Below are 14982 nucleotides of genomic sequence, written 5' to 3' on the forward strand. Positions count from 1 at the left end.
TATCCGTCCAGATATCTAGTTTCCTAATAACAATAAACGTTACTACTCTTCCTGCAGAAATAAAATAGGAGGACGCAGGGCGCATTCTTTACTCAAAAACTATGATTGACCGTTCTTGGATAAAAGAGGGAAAGTATTGCTTCTCTACGCGTAAGTATAGTACTGCAATTAATTCCAGTTTGATACCAAAAAGAGGGAACCAGAAAGTGAGGTGCAAAAATGAACATGAGCCGTCAGACAAACAAAGAGTACCAGCCGGGAGAGATGTTGTTCCAGATGATCCTGGGGAGCTGGATCGCCCAAGCGATTCATGTCGCTGCCAAGCTGGGAATCGCCGATCTTGTGAAAGAGGGTCCGCAGTCCTGTGAATACCTTGCATCCGAAAGCGACTGTCACGCGCCGACACTATATCGCCTCCTGCGGGCACTCTCCAGTGTCGGCATTTTTGAGGAAAAGGGAGAAGGAGTGTATGGGCCATCGGAGATGAGCAGGTTGTTGGAGAGCGACTCTCCTGGTTCACTCCGAAATAGTGCGATCATGTACGGAGAAGAATGGCATCGCCGCGCATGGAGTCACCTATTGTACAGCGTTCAGACCGGAGAGCCGGCGTTTACGCATCTGCATCAGATGAACTTTTTTGATTACTTGGCGAAAAACGAAGAGGCGACACAGGTTTTCAGCGCAGCGATGACAAGTATCTCCGAAACGATGAATCCGCTCATTGCCCAGAACTATGATTTTGCCGATTGCCGGCTGCTGGTCGACGTTGGCGGGGGGCATGGTTCCCTGATGGCTGCGATTCTACAGGCTCATCCCCATCTGAGAGGAATCGTTTACGACCAACCCTTGGTCGCTGATGGAGCGAAACGCTTCCTGCAGTCAGCAGGATTGGACGATCGGTGTGACGTTCAGCCAGGCAGTTTTTTTGAGTCGATCCCAGCTGGTGCTGATACCTATCTGTTAAAGTTTGTCATCCACGACTGGCCGGATGAATCCGCGCTGACGATTTTGTCCAACTGCCGCAAGGCCATGTCAGCAGGGGCAAACCTATTGTTGGTGGAGCAAGTCCTGCTTCCCGATAGCGAATCGACACAGGCGAAGTGGACCGACCTGGAGATGCTGGTGATGGTAGGCGGGAAAGAACGAACCGAGCAGGAGTTCCGGTCGTTGCTGTCGACAGCCGGTTTTGTATGCAGGCAGTTGATCCCGATCTCTGGTGGTGTTGCGATCATCCAGGCCACGGCTGTATAGTCAGGGAGCTCTAGGAACGTACTGCTTTGCCAGTCATCACTTGTACCGGACAGCCGATTTCTAAGGTCGAGTTTGATACCGGACACTGGTCAATTCGGACATCATCCCTTACAATAGAGATAGAACAACGCCGATTCTTTAATAAAACAAAATCTCATCCGACACCTGCCTTACATACGAAACAGTCACCAACGTTGAAGAGGAAGAGGACGATTTCCCATTTCCACTCGTCGAGTCAGTGTGTGAATCAGCTTGCCCGAGGGGTTCCTTTTAACGGACCCTTTTTTTCGTGTCAAGGAAGCAGAGATGCTGCGACAAACAAGTCATGCGCATCGATGTCACAGCAGATGTCATGGCCCATAGGTGGCTTGGCAATACAGCTCTGCCGCCGTCTCAGATTCAGCAATGACCGAGTTTTCCCTATTTTCTAAAAAGTGAGAGGTCAGGAGCAGGATGAGATGCAACAACATACCAACAGGATGAAAGGGTGGTTGTCCAGGCTATGAATCACAAAGAGATCTGGAAATGGATTTTTGAGATAGCGCCGGATCATTTTCTGCTCTCCGTCGCAAAGGTAAAAGGGTTAAACCTGCGAATCCCGGGGGTAAGTGATGTTCAACACATTAAAAAAGAGCAGCTTCGGGCATTTCGCCCCAGAATCATCAACGGACTCTTAAAAAACGACAAACTCTTTTACATCTGTCAGCATTTTGATGAGATTCCTTTTGACGATGAGTTGATCGAGAAGATATCTCAGATACGGGAACGAGATAGCGATAACTTGTATGCGGAGATACAATCTGATGATACCGCCATCGATTTGCCGTCCGTCTTGATGGTTCTGCTCAGCAGTTCTGAACCAGACGACCATACAAAAGCGGCAGCGTTATTTGAAAAGGTAAAAGAAAAAGGCGAATTGGATGCACATGCCCAGAAAATAAAACAATCCGAACAAAAAGAAAAAGAAAACAGAGAAGAGCAGCCTGAACCAGAGAGAAAAGCGGAGACAGCGGAATACGAGAAACAGTATAGACAGGAAAAGAAGAGATCAGAGATCCTTCAGCAGAAGCTGGATGAGTGCAAAGAAGAACGAGAACGAGAACGCCGTGAATGGAAAGAGGCGAAGCAGGCGTATGAAGCTGAAACACAAACGATAAAGCGGGAACTCCACCGAAAGGAACAAGAGGTTGCCAGACAGGAGGCAGCCATCGCCAAACTGGAACAAGACAAAGAGCAGCTGCGGACAAGCCTCCAGCAAGCGCAGGCGAGGATCAAAGAGTTGGAGCAGAGCAAGCAGTCACTGCAGTCGCGTATCGATCAAGAGAAACAGGCTGCCGAGGAGATGAAGAAACAGCTGGAGTTGATCAAGATCATCCACGGCATCGAGGGGACAGACGATATCAAGATAAAGGTGCTTCTGTTTGGCAATCCACGCAACAGACGGGTATTTTCCATCCCCAAGTATGCGGTCCGGGTGGTTGAGTCGAGTGAGATTGATCAGTTTCTGGAGTCTGAACCTCAAGCAAAAGCAGACGAGGTATGGGTGCTGACCTACCGGGTCCCCAGGGAACAGCAAGTTCGGTTGCAGCAAATCTACCAATCCAAAGTCGTAGAGTTCGCTGATTTTCACAAGTTAAAAACCTACATGGAGGGAAAGTAAGCGATGTTTAATAAAATGTGGGAAATCGACCTGTTAGGTGTGTTGGCGGATGATGAGACGGTGCAGCAGCAGTTGGGCCGACCAAAGGCTGTATTTGTGAACCGGTTGGGCTACGTGCAGTTTTATATCAGGCTGATTACCAATAAGCCGGCTTCGTTTCCGCGTGTCGACCTGTTTACCTGCTATTCGACCGATTTGGAGAAGTACGGCTTTGATGACGATTTAAAGAAGACAAACGAAGAGCGCGAAGAAGACCTGAAGGACTTTTTGCAGGAAAGCTTGCTGATCCTGCAGCCCTATCGGAAGATATCCAGCAACGATGACCATTTCCTGGCCAAAAATGTTCGGCTGATTCCAAAACGGGAAAGCTTCCGGGAGACGGATACCTTCATTCCGATCCCGGTGTTTAGCCCGGAGGTACATAATATCGACTATGATGAACTTTTGCTGAGACTGATGAAAGGGAAGTATCTCGGCCGTATCGAGAACATCTCACATGATCAAGACGATACGCCAACGATCATCTTGTGGCGGGAAGAAAAGAGCAGATACAAAATGCTAGGCGAATTCGTCGACCACAGCTACGCTCACGGCGGCTTCAGCATGGTGACGGAGAACGGCCTAAAAGAACGAGACTTTACAGATGAGTGGCTGGATGCCTCCTATCTCGACGACGCTTCAGCCAATACGCTGATGTTTGTCAACACGGAGACATACTTGACGATGGAACAGGCATTGCGGGAGACAGATCCGATCCAGACGTCCAGCATCCAGGAACAAGCGCCGGTTCCAGAGGAGAAACCAGCCGCGCCTCTCGCACAGATTCAGGTGGAGGAGGAGTCCGACCCTGTAGTCGAAGAGGAGAAAAAATCAGATGAAGAGCTGTTTATGGAACACTTTATCCAGGTGACCAAGGAAATGGGCTTGTCCTATCGGGAAAAGGACTTGTACAACTTCCACACCGCGATGAAGTCGGGGTATTTGACGATATTGGCTGGGATGAGCGGCACAGGCAAATCGCGACTGGTGCAAGCATACGGCAAAGCACTCGGTCTTGACCAGCAGTTGGTGATCATCCCGGTCAGCCCTTCCTGGACGGACGATTCCGATCTGATCGGTTATGTGGATACGATGAACATGTTGTATCGGCCAGGCAACACCGGTTTGATCAACGTCCTGCACGAAGCGCAGAAAAACAGCAACAATCTGTACATCGTCTGCTTCGACGAGATGAATCTGGCCCGGGTGGAACACTATTTCGCCAAGTTCTTGTCGGTACTGGAGATGGAGCCTGGCCGGCGCAAACTAAAGCTGTACGATGAGAACACGCTGCTCTATAACTCGTCCCAGGTGGAGCAGGAGATCAACATCGGCAACAATGTGATTTTTGTGGGGACGGTCAACCTGGATGAGTCTACCTATCACTTCTCCGACAAGGTGTTGGACCGTGCCAACGTGATCAAGCTGGAGGTTCAAGATTTCGAGGCCCTGCGTCACGTCTCGCAGAAGGATGCCAAAGACAAGGCGAAAACGGAGAAAAAGCAGCCAACGTACTACAATTACGAGCAGTATAATCAGTTCCGCAATCCCGATGGCGCATTTACCTTAACGCCGGAAGAAACTGCGCTGCTGTGGGAACTGCATCAGACATTGCAACAGGTGAACAAAAACCTGGGCGTAGGCCCCCGCGTGGCGCGGCATATCGACCATTACCTGAAAAACCTGCCGCCAAGTCCCCATCTCGACCGGGCTGCCGCCTTTGATCTGCAGTTGGTTCAGCGGGTCTTTACCAAGCTGCGAGGGCCGGAAGGGCTGCTCAAAGAGTTGATCGGCACGATTGATTCCAATGATGAGTGGAAGAACAGCCGTTTGTTGACGATTTTAGACAACTACAGCACGGTGTCCCAGTTTGTGGAGACCAAGAGCGTACTGACTCAAAAAGCGAAAGAGTTGAAGGTGAATGGATACACAGTATAATGAGCGGTCGTTTCGGCTGGTGTTCTATACCGGACACCTGCGCATAGAACGTGAAGTGACTCGCTTTTATCCGAGCGAAGAAGCGTTTTACGAAAACATCGACAAGCCATCCCTTTCCTTGATCGAGCATATGTCGATCTCCATCCGGTTTGAGTCTGATGATCCGACTGCCCGACTCTATATGTACGGTCTGGATACGGTAGAGGGCAAAATGGTGGAAGAAGACGAGAACTTTGAGGCGTACCTCAGCCCGTCCAGTGAGGAACTCAGCTTGTTTACGCATGATTCGTACCCGTTGATCCCAGGGGTCTACCAGATCCGGGTCCATGTCGGGGAGCAGATCTACTATGCGCCGTTTGTGATCCATGCAAAAGGAATTACCAATGAACAGCTGACTATCATGCGGCAGGAACTGGAGGAAACGATTCGCGGGCTGGCCCTGGACCTGATCCGCAAGCGGTTTGCCCAGGGGATGAGACTGCAAAACATGATACCGCCTGAACTGCTGTATCAGTTCATGGTATTGAAAAAGCACTACGAACCGGTCATGGCAGCCTTAAACGATCTGTACACGCGGATCAACTTTCGCAACCGAAAGGAATACAAGCTGGACAGAGAGGACCGTGCCGGCGAGACGGACGATGTGACAATCCGTCACATGATGCGCTATCCAGGCAAGCCGGGGTATCGGATGGTGCCGTACCGCAGGATGGATTACGACCTGCCGGAGAACCGCTGGGTGAAGCAGATGATCCGCGACTTGATCGTGCGCATCAACGAGTTCGAGCAGTCGATAGAACATTACCGAAGCTTTGTTGCAGAGGAGATCTCCGGATTGCAGCCTTTTGCGGCCTATCAGGATTCGACGCGAAACACAATCCAGGAGAAACAAAAGGTGCTTGAACTGCTGGATGATTTCGAAGAGTTTGTCCGGAAGGTGCGGGCAAGTCTCAATCTGATGACGACGGCTCATTGGTACGAGGAAATCGCCGATCAGGGGTATGCTTCCCACGTGTCGCACGTATTGATCTCCGATTCGCGGTACCGGGCGTTGTATCAGATGTATCGCGATTTTAGACAAGAGGAACTGACGGTTGACTTTGATCCGTACATGTCTTATCAGTGGAAGCGCTCTGATATTCTCTATGAGATGTGGGGGTTTACCACGCTGTTGAAACTGCTGATCCGCGAGTTGGGCTTCACTCCCACCGGCGGCTGGCTGTTTTCGCAAGGTTTTACCGGCGATAAGTGGCTAATCCCGCACTTGCCGGAGGACGCCCAGGTGCGGCTGCAATCGGGCGACCTCTCACTCACCGTAACCTACAACAGTGTGATTCCACTCACCAGCGACGAGACTGACTTTGAGCGGAATCCGCTGTATATGACCGACACGCACAACCGGCCAGATACCCGGATCAACTTTTACCTGGATGGGATCTATGCGGGAACGCTGTTGATTGATTACAAGTACCGGCCGCGGAACAACTTTTGGGACCAGATCAAGGTGCGCACGATCTACCGCAGCCGGGAGATGAACCAATTGATTGCCTACGGCAGCAACAGCCGATCCAAGTTTATTTATGGCGATCAGAGCGGCAGCGATTACTTCGGCATTGTCCCCGTGTACGAAGCATGGGCGATCTATCCCGTCAAAGATGAGATGAAGAGTGAGAATCAAAAGTTGGACGACTTTAGTTTGCGTTTTATCACGATGTCCCCAGGGCTTGACAATACGCATGTGGTGGAAGCCCTGCGAGATGCGATCGAGGGGATTCGAGAGAGGATGGCCCGCTTTCATCGGGTGTAGTACCAAAAGTGCACTGTCAGAGTAGGCAGTGTGCTTTTTAATGGATAAGATAAACAGTCGATCTGGATAGGTGCACAAGATTTCGGACGTACCCGGATAAAGCAAACCTGTATTCCTCTTTCGTCCACTACAATGTTTGCAAGAAAGCTCGGAGTATCGCCCAATTCGGTATTATGGTAACATGGAGAAAAAAGGTATATATGCCCTTGCTATCTAATGAGATAAAGAAATACCTTTTGAGCGGAGGAACGTATCGATGAGATCTCGTCCAGATCAGAAGAGGGAGAAAGCCGGAGTTAGAAACGCGCGTACCAACCCGGTCCCCCGCTTGTCTGCTGCTCATGAACAGACAACCGCTCTACAGCTGCAACGTGCGCTGGCCAATCCCCAGGCGATGACGGCCGACCAGATTATCCAGATGCAGCAGATGCTCGGAAATCGCGCTGTGGAGCAACTGCTTAGCTCCCATGCACAGTCTGTACAGCCAGTGGCTGCACAACCAATGATTTCGCAACCATTGGAGCAGAGTGGTGCAGTCGGAAGGGACACGCAAGCGGCAGCAGAGCCGGTTGTGCAAACAAAAGCAAACCGTACCGGGATGCCGGATCAGTTGAAGGAGGGCTTGGAGTCCTTGTCCGGAATGGACTTGTCCGATGTCCGTGTCCATTACAACTCTGACAAGCCGGCGCAGGTGCAGGCGCTCGCCTACGCCCAGGGCAGCGAGATTCACCTCGCGCCGGGGCAGGAGCGACATCTGCCTCATGAGGGCTGGCACGTGGTACAGCAGCGGCAGGGACGGGTGCGTCCTACGATGCAGCTGGGGGGAGTATCGATTAACGATGACCGGTCACTGGAGGGCGAAGCAGATCGGATGGGGAGTAAGGCGGCCAGTTTGCAGCGAACGGCCTCACCGACGGCGGACAGCACCGCTCAGCGCAAAGAAGTGCCAGAGAGCGGGAAGTCTGCCGCTGTGCGACAGCACGCAGTAGAGACTACTGGCAGTGTCGTTCAGCGGAAAGCGAAAGTGATCGTGGACGAGGGCGGCTTAAAAGTAGAAAGGGACGGCGACTACAAGTACGTGGAGAAGGACAACTATGGCTTGAAAAAAGGGAATGTGTACCGGCACATGTCTCCCAAAGATGTCCGTCTGTCCGTGCCGCGACGGTTTTATCAGAAAAATTATGCCGAGAGGCCGGTATTTAAAAAGGCGCAGGAAGAGATTGTCACCTTGCAGAACCAACTGTCCGGCTGGGAGTACTACACGGAGCACCTCGGCGCCCAGTTTATGGGGAGTGCAGAGGGGAATAAGAAGCTGACCCGCGGCGAATACGACTCGATTATGCTGGCCGCAGAGCAGCAGGGCAGCAAGATTACCAAGCAAATGATTGCTGAGGAAATGCAGGCGTTGTCGGAGCTTTATATGTACAAGTATTTGTCTAAACGTCCACTGGACAACCCCGAATTCATTGAGGCATTACAGAGCAAATCGCAGCTGACGCTTGACGCCTTTTCTATCGGTCCATTCATGCAAGAGGAGATTATGCAGACCGCTGGCAAGCTGGGGATGGACCCAAATGTTGTTTTACGCATGCTGATGGACTATTTGGATCCCAATAAAGTGCAAGAGGCGATGGCTCGGATAGCCATCGGGGCGAAAAAAGCCTTTGTCGATGGGGAGTGGATCGGACCTACCACGAAAACCGGTGAACCGAATCGCACGTACTATACGCCAGAGCAGCCGAGACCGTACGACCCGGAATCGCCAGCCTATGATCCGGGTTCATCCCGGACGACGACATCGCGCCAAACCAGTCTGATGGATTATATGCAATAGCAGCGGCGCTGATTGAAGCCGTCGAGAACCATCCCGATCCCGTTTCACAGGAAGAAGTGGGCCGGGATGCTTCTTTTTGTTGCGGGACGGCCGGGGTGAGAGAGTATAGTGGGCAGGCTCATGGATACTTGTGTACCGAAACAGAACCAACTATGATTAGCTATGTAGATGACAGGTAGCTAGTATGACAGCTAGCTAGTAGATTATAGGCAGCCAGTAGATGGCAGTTAGCTATGAAGATACAGACAGAGAGAAAAAATGGGGAGTCAAGGAGAGTCTGACGATGAAGGGTCTGAAAAAGAGAATCAACAAGCTGCTGTCATGGACTGTGTGCATGGTGGCGGCTAGAGCAGATGTGGCCAGTCTGCTGCTTGTGTTTGCCGTAAAAATGTGGCTGTTCTATCGACTGGTCGGAATGGGAGTGTCGGCCTCGGCGTTTATCATCTCGCTATTGGCGGTAGCCAGCCTGCTCCTCTGCGGCAACCTGCTACCCGCTGCCTGGCGGTTTCCGTTTTTGATCATCGCGGATGGCGGATTAAGTCTGGTTTTATTTGTGGATACGCTGTACCACAGCTACTTCCACGACGTCACCTCGGTCAGTCTGCTGCGTCAGATCGGTCAGGTCGGAGACATTGGGGATAGTATCGTCAGCCTGACCAATTGGACCTGCGCTGTGTACTTTCTGGATATTCCCCTGCTGATTGTCGTCTACCGCTGGAAGATGAAGCGGGTGATCCTGACGTATCAGACCAGAGTGACAAAAACGGCACGCCGCATAGCTGCCTTGTCCATACCTGCGTTGTTGGTGGTAGGGACCACGGTCCACGTGGAGCGAACCGTGGCTCAAGTGCCCGGGTTTCTCGATGCACGCTATTCCAACAAAGCCTTGCTGCAAGCGCTTGGCATTTACCATTACCACCTGTATGATATGTATCAATACAGCAAACTTTCGCTTGGCGGCAAGGAAGCCTCCAGTTCCGAGCTGGAGGAGGTACGCCAGTGGTTCTGGGAGCACAACAGCAAACTGCCGCCGGGGCCATTGTTTGGCAGGGCAAAGGGGCAAAACGTGATTGTCGTCCAAGAAGAATCGCTACAGGCGTTTGTCGTCGATCTAAAGGTGAACGGACAGGAAGTGACGCCGCATCTGAATCAACTGATGCGGGAAGGGCTTGCTTTTCCCCATTACTACGACCAGACTCACCATGGGCGTACATCAGATGGGGAATTCAATTCACTTGTCTCGCTCTACCCGTCCTCTATCGCCGGCAGCATCTACTTTAACTTTGCCGAAAACGAGTTCGACTCCATGCCCAAGGTACTGAAACAGCACGGGTATGCGACCGTATCGGCTCACGCCTATACCGGAGCGTTCTGGAATCGGGCCGTGATGCATCGCAACCTAGGATTTGAGCAGTCCTTTTTTATGGAAGATCTCAAGCCCGGCGAGTCGTTCGGCTGGGGGCTGACCGACGAAGCGTTTTTTGAGCAGATGAATGAAAAGATGGAGGCGCTGCCGAAGCCGTTCTTCGCTTTTTTGATTTCGCTCTCCAATCATCATCCGTTCGAAGTGCCGCCCGAGTATAAGCAGCTGGACCTGGGCGAGCTGGAAGGCACCTTTATGGGCAATTATCTGCACTCCTCCCATTACGCCGATCAGGCGCTGGGACACTTGATTCGTCTGCTCAAACAGAACGGGTTGTACGACTCCTCCATCCTGGTCGTGTACGGCGATCACGACGCGGGCGTGCCGGAAGAGGAACTGCGCAAGATCGGAATTGTTCCCAAGTACGAGCGGCAATACGACAAGGTTCCGATGGTGATCTACAGCTCCGCGCTGGCTGACTTGAATGGGACGGTTCAGGAACAGGTGTCCGGTCATTTGGATTTGACACCCACCCTGTTGTATTTGCTGGGGATACCGCAGGAAGGCCACTACTTTATGGGTCAGCGATTGTTTGACTTCCCGGACGATCAACGGCTGGTTGTGTTCCGCGACGGCTCGTACGTGACCCAGACGTCTGCGTTTATCACGCGTGACGGCTTGTTTGAGAGCGGCAAGTATTATGAGCGAGACAGCGGCGAACCGCTTACCGTTGAGGCGGCGAAGGAACGGTTTTTGACAGCGCAGGAACGGTTGAAGCTGTCTGATCTGATGCTGGAAGGAGATTTGTTCTCTGTTTTGCAGCGGATGTCGGATGAACGAAGATAGAGAGTTTCTCAACGTCGTCAAACATGGCGTGATATTATTCAGGAGGGATGAGGGATGGAGCATCTTTGGTTGTACGTGGTCATGTCGATCGTGCTGATTTTGACACCAGGTGTCGATACGGCGTTGGTGACCAGGAGTACGATCGCCTATGGAAAAAAGGGAGGAGCCGCTACCGCGCTGGGAATAACGACCGGCGTGATCGTGCATACGCTTTTTGCGGCTTTCGGATTGTCAGCGATACTGGCCCAGTCAGCGTTTCTCTATGAGGTGGTGAAGTATATTGGTGCCGCCTATTTGATCTATCTGGGGATCTCTTCTCTCTGGTTTGCCAGGAAGAAACAGACGTCGTCGACAGGTGCAGAACAGCAGGAGCGAACCTATCACGGCTCCTCCTGTTTCAACCAAGGGCTTTTGACCAATGTGCTCAATCCCAAAGTGGCCCTGTTTTTCCTCACCTTCCTGCCGCAGTTTGTGCAGCCAGGAGGCAATACCCTGCTCCAATTTACGCTGTTAGGGGTTACCTATGCCGTCCTAGCGATCATCTGGCTGTTTGTCTACATCTATCTGATCGATTTGATCCGCGGCTGGCTTCAGCGGCCCTCCACCCAGCGGGCCCTCGAAGGGATTACCGGGGTGGCGCTGCTTCTGTTTGGATTAAAACTGGCTTTTGATAGGCGATGATGCTCAGGCACCCCTGATGGTTACGGTCAGGGGTGTTTCTTTTATCCGGATCAGGCATCCTCATCCTCGCAAAAGATATATGACAATCATTGTCGTATTCATCTGTTACAATATGTGCAGGTGAAGAACCCGTTGATCGAAGAGGGGGAACAACACGTGCGTGGAGACCGACTGCTTTCTATTTTATTGCTGCTGCAAGCACATGGCAGCATGACAACGCGTCAATTGGCTGAGGCCTTGGAGGTATCGCAACGAACCATCCTGCGTGACATGGACGGGCTCAGTGCGGCCGGTGTACCCGTTTTCGCCAGGCGCGGCTCCCAAGGAGGCTGGCAGTTGTCCGAAGGCTATCGGACCAATCTGACCGGGCTGAAAAAGGAAGAGCTTCTCTCCCTGCTGTTGGCCGACTCAACCCGTATCCTGGACGATTTGGGCATGAGCAAATCGTTTGAGACTGCTTCTCTGAAGCTGTTGGCGTCCCTCCCTCCTTGGTTTCGCAGGGATGCGGAGTACGCACGCCAACGGATTCATATCGATGGGGCGGGATGGTACCAATCGCCAGAGTCTTTCCCGCATCTCCCGACGATTCAGGAAGCCGTATGGGAAGAACGGATGCTGTGGATGCAGTATCAAAAAGGGGATCAGGTGCTGGAGCGTACAGTCGCCCCACTCGGATTGGTGGCCAAAGGAAGTACGTGGTATTTGGTCGCGGAGCGGGATGGCGGTTATCGCTCGTATCGTGTCTCTCGCGTCCAGCAAGCTCGTCTGTTGGAAGAACCGGTGATTCGCCCAGAATCGTTTGATCTGGCTGCCTACTGGGAGCAATCGGTGTCGGACTTTAAAGCCAACCTCCCTCAGTATCATGTCCTCTTGAACACAAACGCTGGCACACTGCGGCGAATCTGCCGTGAACGTTATTCGCAGCTGGGGGGAACAAAAACAACGGACGACGACCGGGTGATCGCGACCGTAGATTTTGAAACGATGGATTGGGCCTGCGAGATGCTGCTTCGTTTTGGCTCGCGGGTGGAGGTACTGGAGCCACAGGAACTTCGCCTGCAAATCGCAGAGCAGGCACGGGCGATCATGAGGCTGTATGAATCGGGTTGAGTCAGGTGGAGCTCTCCCGCCATAAAAAAAAGCAGCGATTCCGTCTCTAAGATCGTCAACACGAGTAGGAGTGATCAGAGATGGGGGGATAATCGATGCGGGTTGGCAAATGGCTGATTGCTGCCGTCGTATTAGCAGGTATCGCTTTAGGTTGGCTGTTCGCAGCCGACACGATGTCCGCCCGATACCAGGCGATCCGTTTTTTGGATCATCTGACAAGCGGGCAGTTTGAACGAGCGTTTGATTATGTCTATTACTATAACCGTGCTTACGATGAAGAGGTGACGATTTCCGAGGAAGAGGCGAGGAAAATCTGGGTTGACCGGGTAAAACGTCTCAAGGAGCAGGGGACGTATGTGAAGGCTTACCAGGACCTTCGTGTCTGGCAGGATGATGGATGGGTCAATGGGAGGGCTGTATTGAGCGTTGTGGAGAATGGCGGGGAGCAGAGATACGAGGTGTATGTGGCTTTTAACAAAGAACAGGGTCAGTGGAAGGTAAGCAATCTGCAGCCGCTGTTGCCGGAGCCGGATGATAGGAACCAGTGGCAATCGGCACTGAAGGGATATGTAGGTGATCCTCCAGTGATATCTGCTCCGTTTGCCAAAGTGCCCGTGATGGAACTTCAGACGGCTCGTCCGCCCGACGATTGGCAGAAGGTGAAGAGTGTCCCATTTGGTGCAGCAGATGGTCAGCCGGCGGTGCTCCTGCCATGATTGATCTGGACCGCGAAGGCAGCGAAGATTTGGTCGCTGTATTTTCGGGGGCTCATCTTCACCGGGAGAACGTGTTTCTCTATCGCTGGCATGCTGGACAACTGGAGTGCGTCAGCCTGGCCGCAGCGGGGGATGGCGATTATGCCGTGCTGCGTCAGGATTCCGACGGTTGGCTAATCGAGATAGGGGAACTGTCGCCGGGGGAGTCGGGTGGCGGACGTCTGTATCGCTATGACAGAGGAACGCTGCTTGATGCTGACTCCACCTGGTCCCGCCCCGAACCGTCAACGTAATGCTGGAAGACCCTCTGCTCTTGGAATAACAACGGGTTTACATCGTATTCCGTCTGGAGAGGTTGATCATCTCCAAAACGTTGAGCGGCTTATTGCTCTGTTCATGAAACAGTTGGCCCTGCTGCACATGGTCGATATACAAAACACCGTTCAGATGATCGATCTCATGCTGCATGCAGACGGCCAGGTCGTCCTCACCCTCGTAAAAGACTTCGTCACCCGAGCGGGTTAACGTCTTTACCTTTACATAGCGGGCACGCTTCACGTAGCCGTACACGCCTGGAATCGACAGGCAGGCCTCGGGCCCCGTCTGTTCACCTGCCGTTTTTACAATCTCCGGGTTGATCAATTCAATCAATCCCTCACCACAGTCCATCACCACGATCCGTTTGGCGATGCCAACTTGCGGGGCAGCTAGTCCTGCACGGTTGGGTGTGGCATATAGCGTTTCGCCCATGTCGTCAAGCAGTTTTAGCACATTGGGCGTTATCTTGGGGACGGGCTTGCACACGGCCCGCAAAACAGGATCTCCAATCTTTCGAATTGAGCGTTCAGCCATTGTGGATTCACCTTTCCTTCTTTATTTGCAGTAACGCTTCCTCAAGCAAATCGACCCAATGGGTCACCGGCGGCAGCAGACCAGATCTGATAGATGGCAAGTGGCGGCGGCTCATCTGAATGGGCCAGTTTGCGCCATATCCCTTGTGTGAGGTAGGGACGGGCAAGGTCTTCGGGAAGATAGGTTTTGCCCAATCCGCGATGTACCAACTCGATCAGCAGAGCGTACTGATCGACAACCACTTTTTTATCAAAAGTCTCTGCTGCCTGCTCGAACCAGCTGTCGAACTCGTATCCCCAGCTGTTGTAGAGAAAAGGGGCATCGTCCGGCAGGGAGACATGCTGCACCAAGACCAACTTTTTACGATCCAATATGACATATTCGATTCCCTGCTCTTCTGGTTCCACGTAGACAAACCCCAGGTCAACCAACCCTTTTTTCACCCAGTCCAGAACATCAATGGAATGACCCGTCTTGCATTCTACGCTTGTCGATTCTGCTGTCAGCAAGGGCTGGAGGCAGTCCACTACCATCGGCCAGACCGAATGGGTGGCGCCAAACGTATAACGAGTGTGTCGGTTGGCTGCGGCGGCGATTTCCCTGCTCTTGTCCCATAACCGCTCACTCTCCGCCAACAGGGGATAGATGCTGCGCCCGGCTTCTGTCAGTTCAACGGAACGCTTGGTGCGGGCAAACAATGTAATCCCTAGTTCTTTTTCCAGCGTTTGAATGCGAGAAGTCACGGTAGATTGGGTGACACGCATTACATCTGCCGTTTTGGTGAAGCTTTGTGTTTCCGCTACCAGCAAAAAGGTACGGATCGATTCCGGATTCATGCTGCCTCCTTGTCATTTGTTTTTTCGATAACTGTAATAGATTTATTGA

The 14982-nt window shown here is 52.2% G+C and carries 12 protein-coding genes; 10 read left to right on the plus strand and 2 right to left on the minus strand.

What is annotated here, in order from left to right; all coding sequences use genetic code 11:
* The first annotated feature begins 225 nt into the window (after nucleotides 1–225).
* The 10 genes from LOK74_RS22565 (at nucleotide 226) to LOK74_RS22610 (ending at nucleotide 13538) form a co-directional block, all read left to right on the plus strand.
* Entirely contained in the window at nucleotides 226–1251 is a 1026-nt protein-coding gene (locus tag LOK74_RS22565; RefSeq protein WP_230044245.1) for a methyltransferase, read from the plus strand.
* A gap of 502 nt (nucleotides 1252–1753) precedes the next feature.
* The gene (locus tag LOK74_RS22570) at nucleotides 1754–2911 is read left to right on the plus strand and encodes a hypothetical protein (RefSeq protein WP_230044246.1); all 1158 of its coding nucleotides are present in this window, start codon (nucleotides 1754–1756) and stop codon (nucleotides 2909–2911) included.
* Between the two features lie 3 nt (nucleotides 2912–2914).
* Nucleotides 2915–4888, plus strand: a complete 1974-nt coding sequence (locus LOK74_RS22575) for an McrB family protein (protein WP_230044247.1) — start codon at nucleotides 2915–2917, stop codon at nucleotides 4886–4888.
* The gene (locus LOK74_RS22580) at nucleotides 4872–6695 is read left to right on the plus strand and encodes a DUF2357 domain-containing protein (protein ID WP_230044248.1); all 1824 of its coding nucleotides are present in this window, start codon (nucleotides 4872–4874) and stop codon (nucleotides 6693–6695) included. The genes LOK74_RS22575 and LOK74_RS22580 overlap by 17 nt, the downstream gene beginning before the upstream one ends.
* Nucleotides 6696–6951: 256 nt before the next feature.
* Nucleotides 6952–8529 carry an eCIS core domain-containing protein gene (locus tag LOK74_RS22585; protein ID WP_230044249.1) on the plus strand — a complete coding sequence of 526 codons (1578 nt, stop codon included), beginning with the start codon at nucleotides 6952–6954 and terminating at the stop codon, nucleotides 8527–8529.
* 220 nt (nucleotides 8530–8749) lie between these two features.
* Nucleotides 8750–10738 (plus strand): LTA synthase family protein, encoded by a 1989-nt coding sequence (locus tag LOK74_RS22590; RefSeq protein WP_230044250.1) that lies wholly within the window; start codon nucleotides 8750–8752, stop codon nucleotides 10736–10738.
* 54 nt (nucleotides 10739–10792) lie between these two features.
* Nucleotides 10793–11419 (plus strand): LysE family translocator, encoded by a 627-nt coding sequence (locus LOK74_RS22595; RefSeq protein WP_230044251.1) that lies wholly within the window; start codon nucleotides 10793–10795, stop codon nucleotides 11417–11419.
* Between the two features lie 156 nt (nucleotides 11420–11575).
* Nucleotides 11576–12529, plus strand: a complete 954-nt coding sequence (locus tag LOK74_RS22600; protein WP_230044252.1) for a helix-turn-helix transcriptional regulator — start codon at nucleotides 11576–11578, stop codon at nucleotides 12527–12529.
* Nucleotides 12530–12624: 95 nt separating this feature from the next.
* Complete coding sequence (locus tag LOK74_RS22605) at nucleotides 12625–13245, plus strand: hypothetical protein (protein ID WP_230044253.1); 621 nt, start codon at nucleotides 12625–12627, stop codon at nucleotides 13243–13245.
* Nucleotides 13242–13538 carry a hypothetical protein gene (locus LOK74_RS22610; RefSeq protein ID WP_230044254.1) on the plus strand — a complete coding sequence of 99 codons (297 nt, stop codon included), beginning with the start codon at nucleotides 13242–13244 and terminating at the stop codon, nucleotides 13536–13538. The genes LOK74_RS22605 and LOK74_RS22610 overlap by 4 nt, the downstream gene beginning before the upstream one ends.
* Nucleotides 13539–13575: 37 nt before the next feature.
* On the opposite strand, the gene def is transcribed toward LOK74_RS22610, so the two are convergent.
* Both def and LOK74_RS22620 read right to left on the minus strand, forming a co-directional pair.
* The gene (gene def, locus LOK74_RS22615) at nucleotides 13576–14097 is read right to left on the minus strand and encodes a peptide deformylase (protein ID WP_230044255.1); all 522 of its coding nucleotides are present in this window, start codon (nucleotides 14095–14097) and stop codon (nucleotides 13576–13578) included.
* 41 nt (nucleotides 14098–14138) lie between these two features.
* Nucleotides 14139–14933, minus strand: a complete 795-nt coding sequence (locus LOK74_RS22620) for a LysR family transcriptional regulator (protein ID WP_230044256.1) — start codon at nucleotides 14931–14933, stop codon at nucleotides 14139–14141.
* Nucleotides 14934–14982 lie beyond the last annotated feature (49 nt).

The organism is Brevibacillus humidisoli (genome assembly GCF_020923435.1).
Lineage (GTDB): Bacteria > Bacillota > Bacilli > Brevibacillales > Brevibacillaceae > Brevibacillus_E > Brevibacillus_E humidisoli.

Excerpts from the sequence above, each read along its gene's own strand:
- LOK74_RS22595 (WP_230044251.1), top strand. The coding sequence starts at position 10,793 with ATGGAGCATCTTTGGTTGTACGTGGTCATGTCGATCGTGCTGATTTTG.
- LOK74_RS22575 (WP_230044247.1), top strand. The coding sequence starts at position 2,915 with ATGTTTAATAAAATGTGGGAAATCGACCTGTTAGGTGTGTTGGCGGAT.
- LOK74_RS22590 (WP_230044250.1), top strand. The coding sequence starts at position 8,750 with ATGGCAGTTAGCTATGAAGATACAGACAGAGAGAAAAAATGGGGAGTC.
- LOK74_RS22605 (WP_230044253.1), top strand. The coding sequence starts at position 12,625 with ATGCGGGTTGGCAAATGGCTGATTGCTGCCGTCGTATTAGCAGGTATC.
- LOK74_RS22565 (WP_230044245.1), top strand. The coding sequence starts at position 226 with ATGAGCCGTCAGACAAACAAAGAGTACCAGCCGGGAGAGATGTTGTTC.
- LOK74_RS22620 (WP_230044256.1), bottom strand. The coding sequence starts at position 14,933 with ATGAATCCGGAATCGATCCGTACCTTTTTGCTGGTAGCGGAAACACAA.
- def (WP_230044255.1), bottom strand. The coding sequence starts at position 14,097 with ATGGCTGAACGCTCAATTCGAAAGATTGGAGATCCTGTTTTGCGGGCC.
- LOK74_RS22610 (WP_230044254.1), top strand. The coding sequence starts at position 13,242 with ATGATTGATCTGGACCGCGAAGGCAGCGAAGATTTGGTCGCTGTATTT.
- LOK74_RS22570 (WP_230044246.1), top strand. The coding sequence starts at position 1,754 with ATGAATCACAAAGAGATCTGGAAATGGATTTTTGAGATAGCGCCGGAT.
- LOK74_RS22580 (WP_230044248.1), top strand. The coding sequence starts at position 4,872 with ATGGATACACAGTATAATGAGCGGTCGTTTCGGCTGGTGTTCTATACC.
- LOK74_RS22585 (WP_230044249.1), top strand. The coding sequence starts at position 6,952 with ATGAGATCTCGTCCAGATCAGAAGAGGGAGAAAGCCGGAGTTAGAAAC.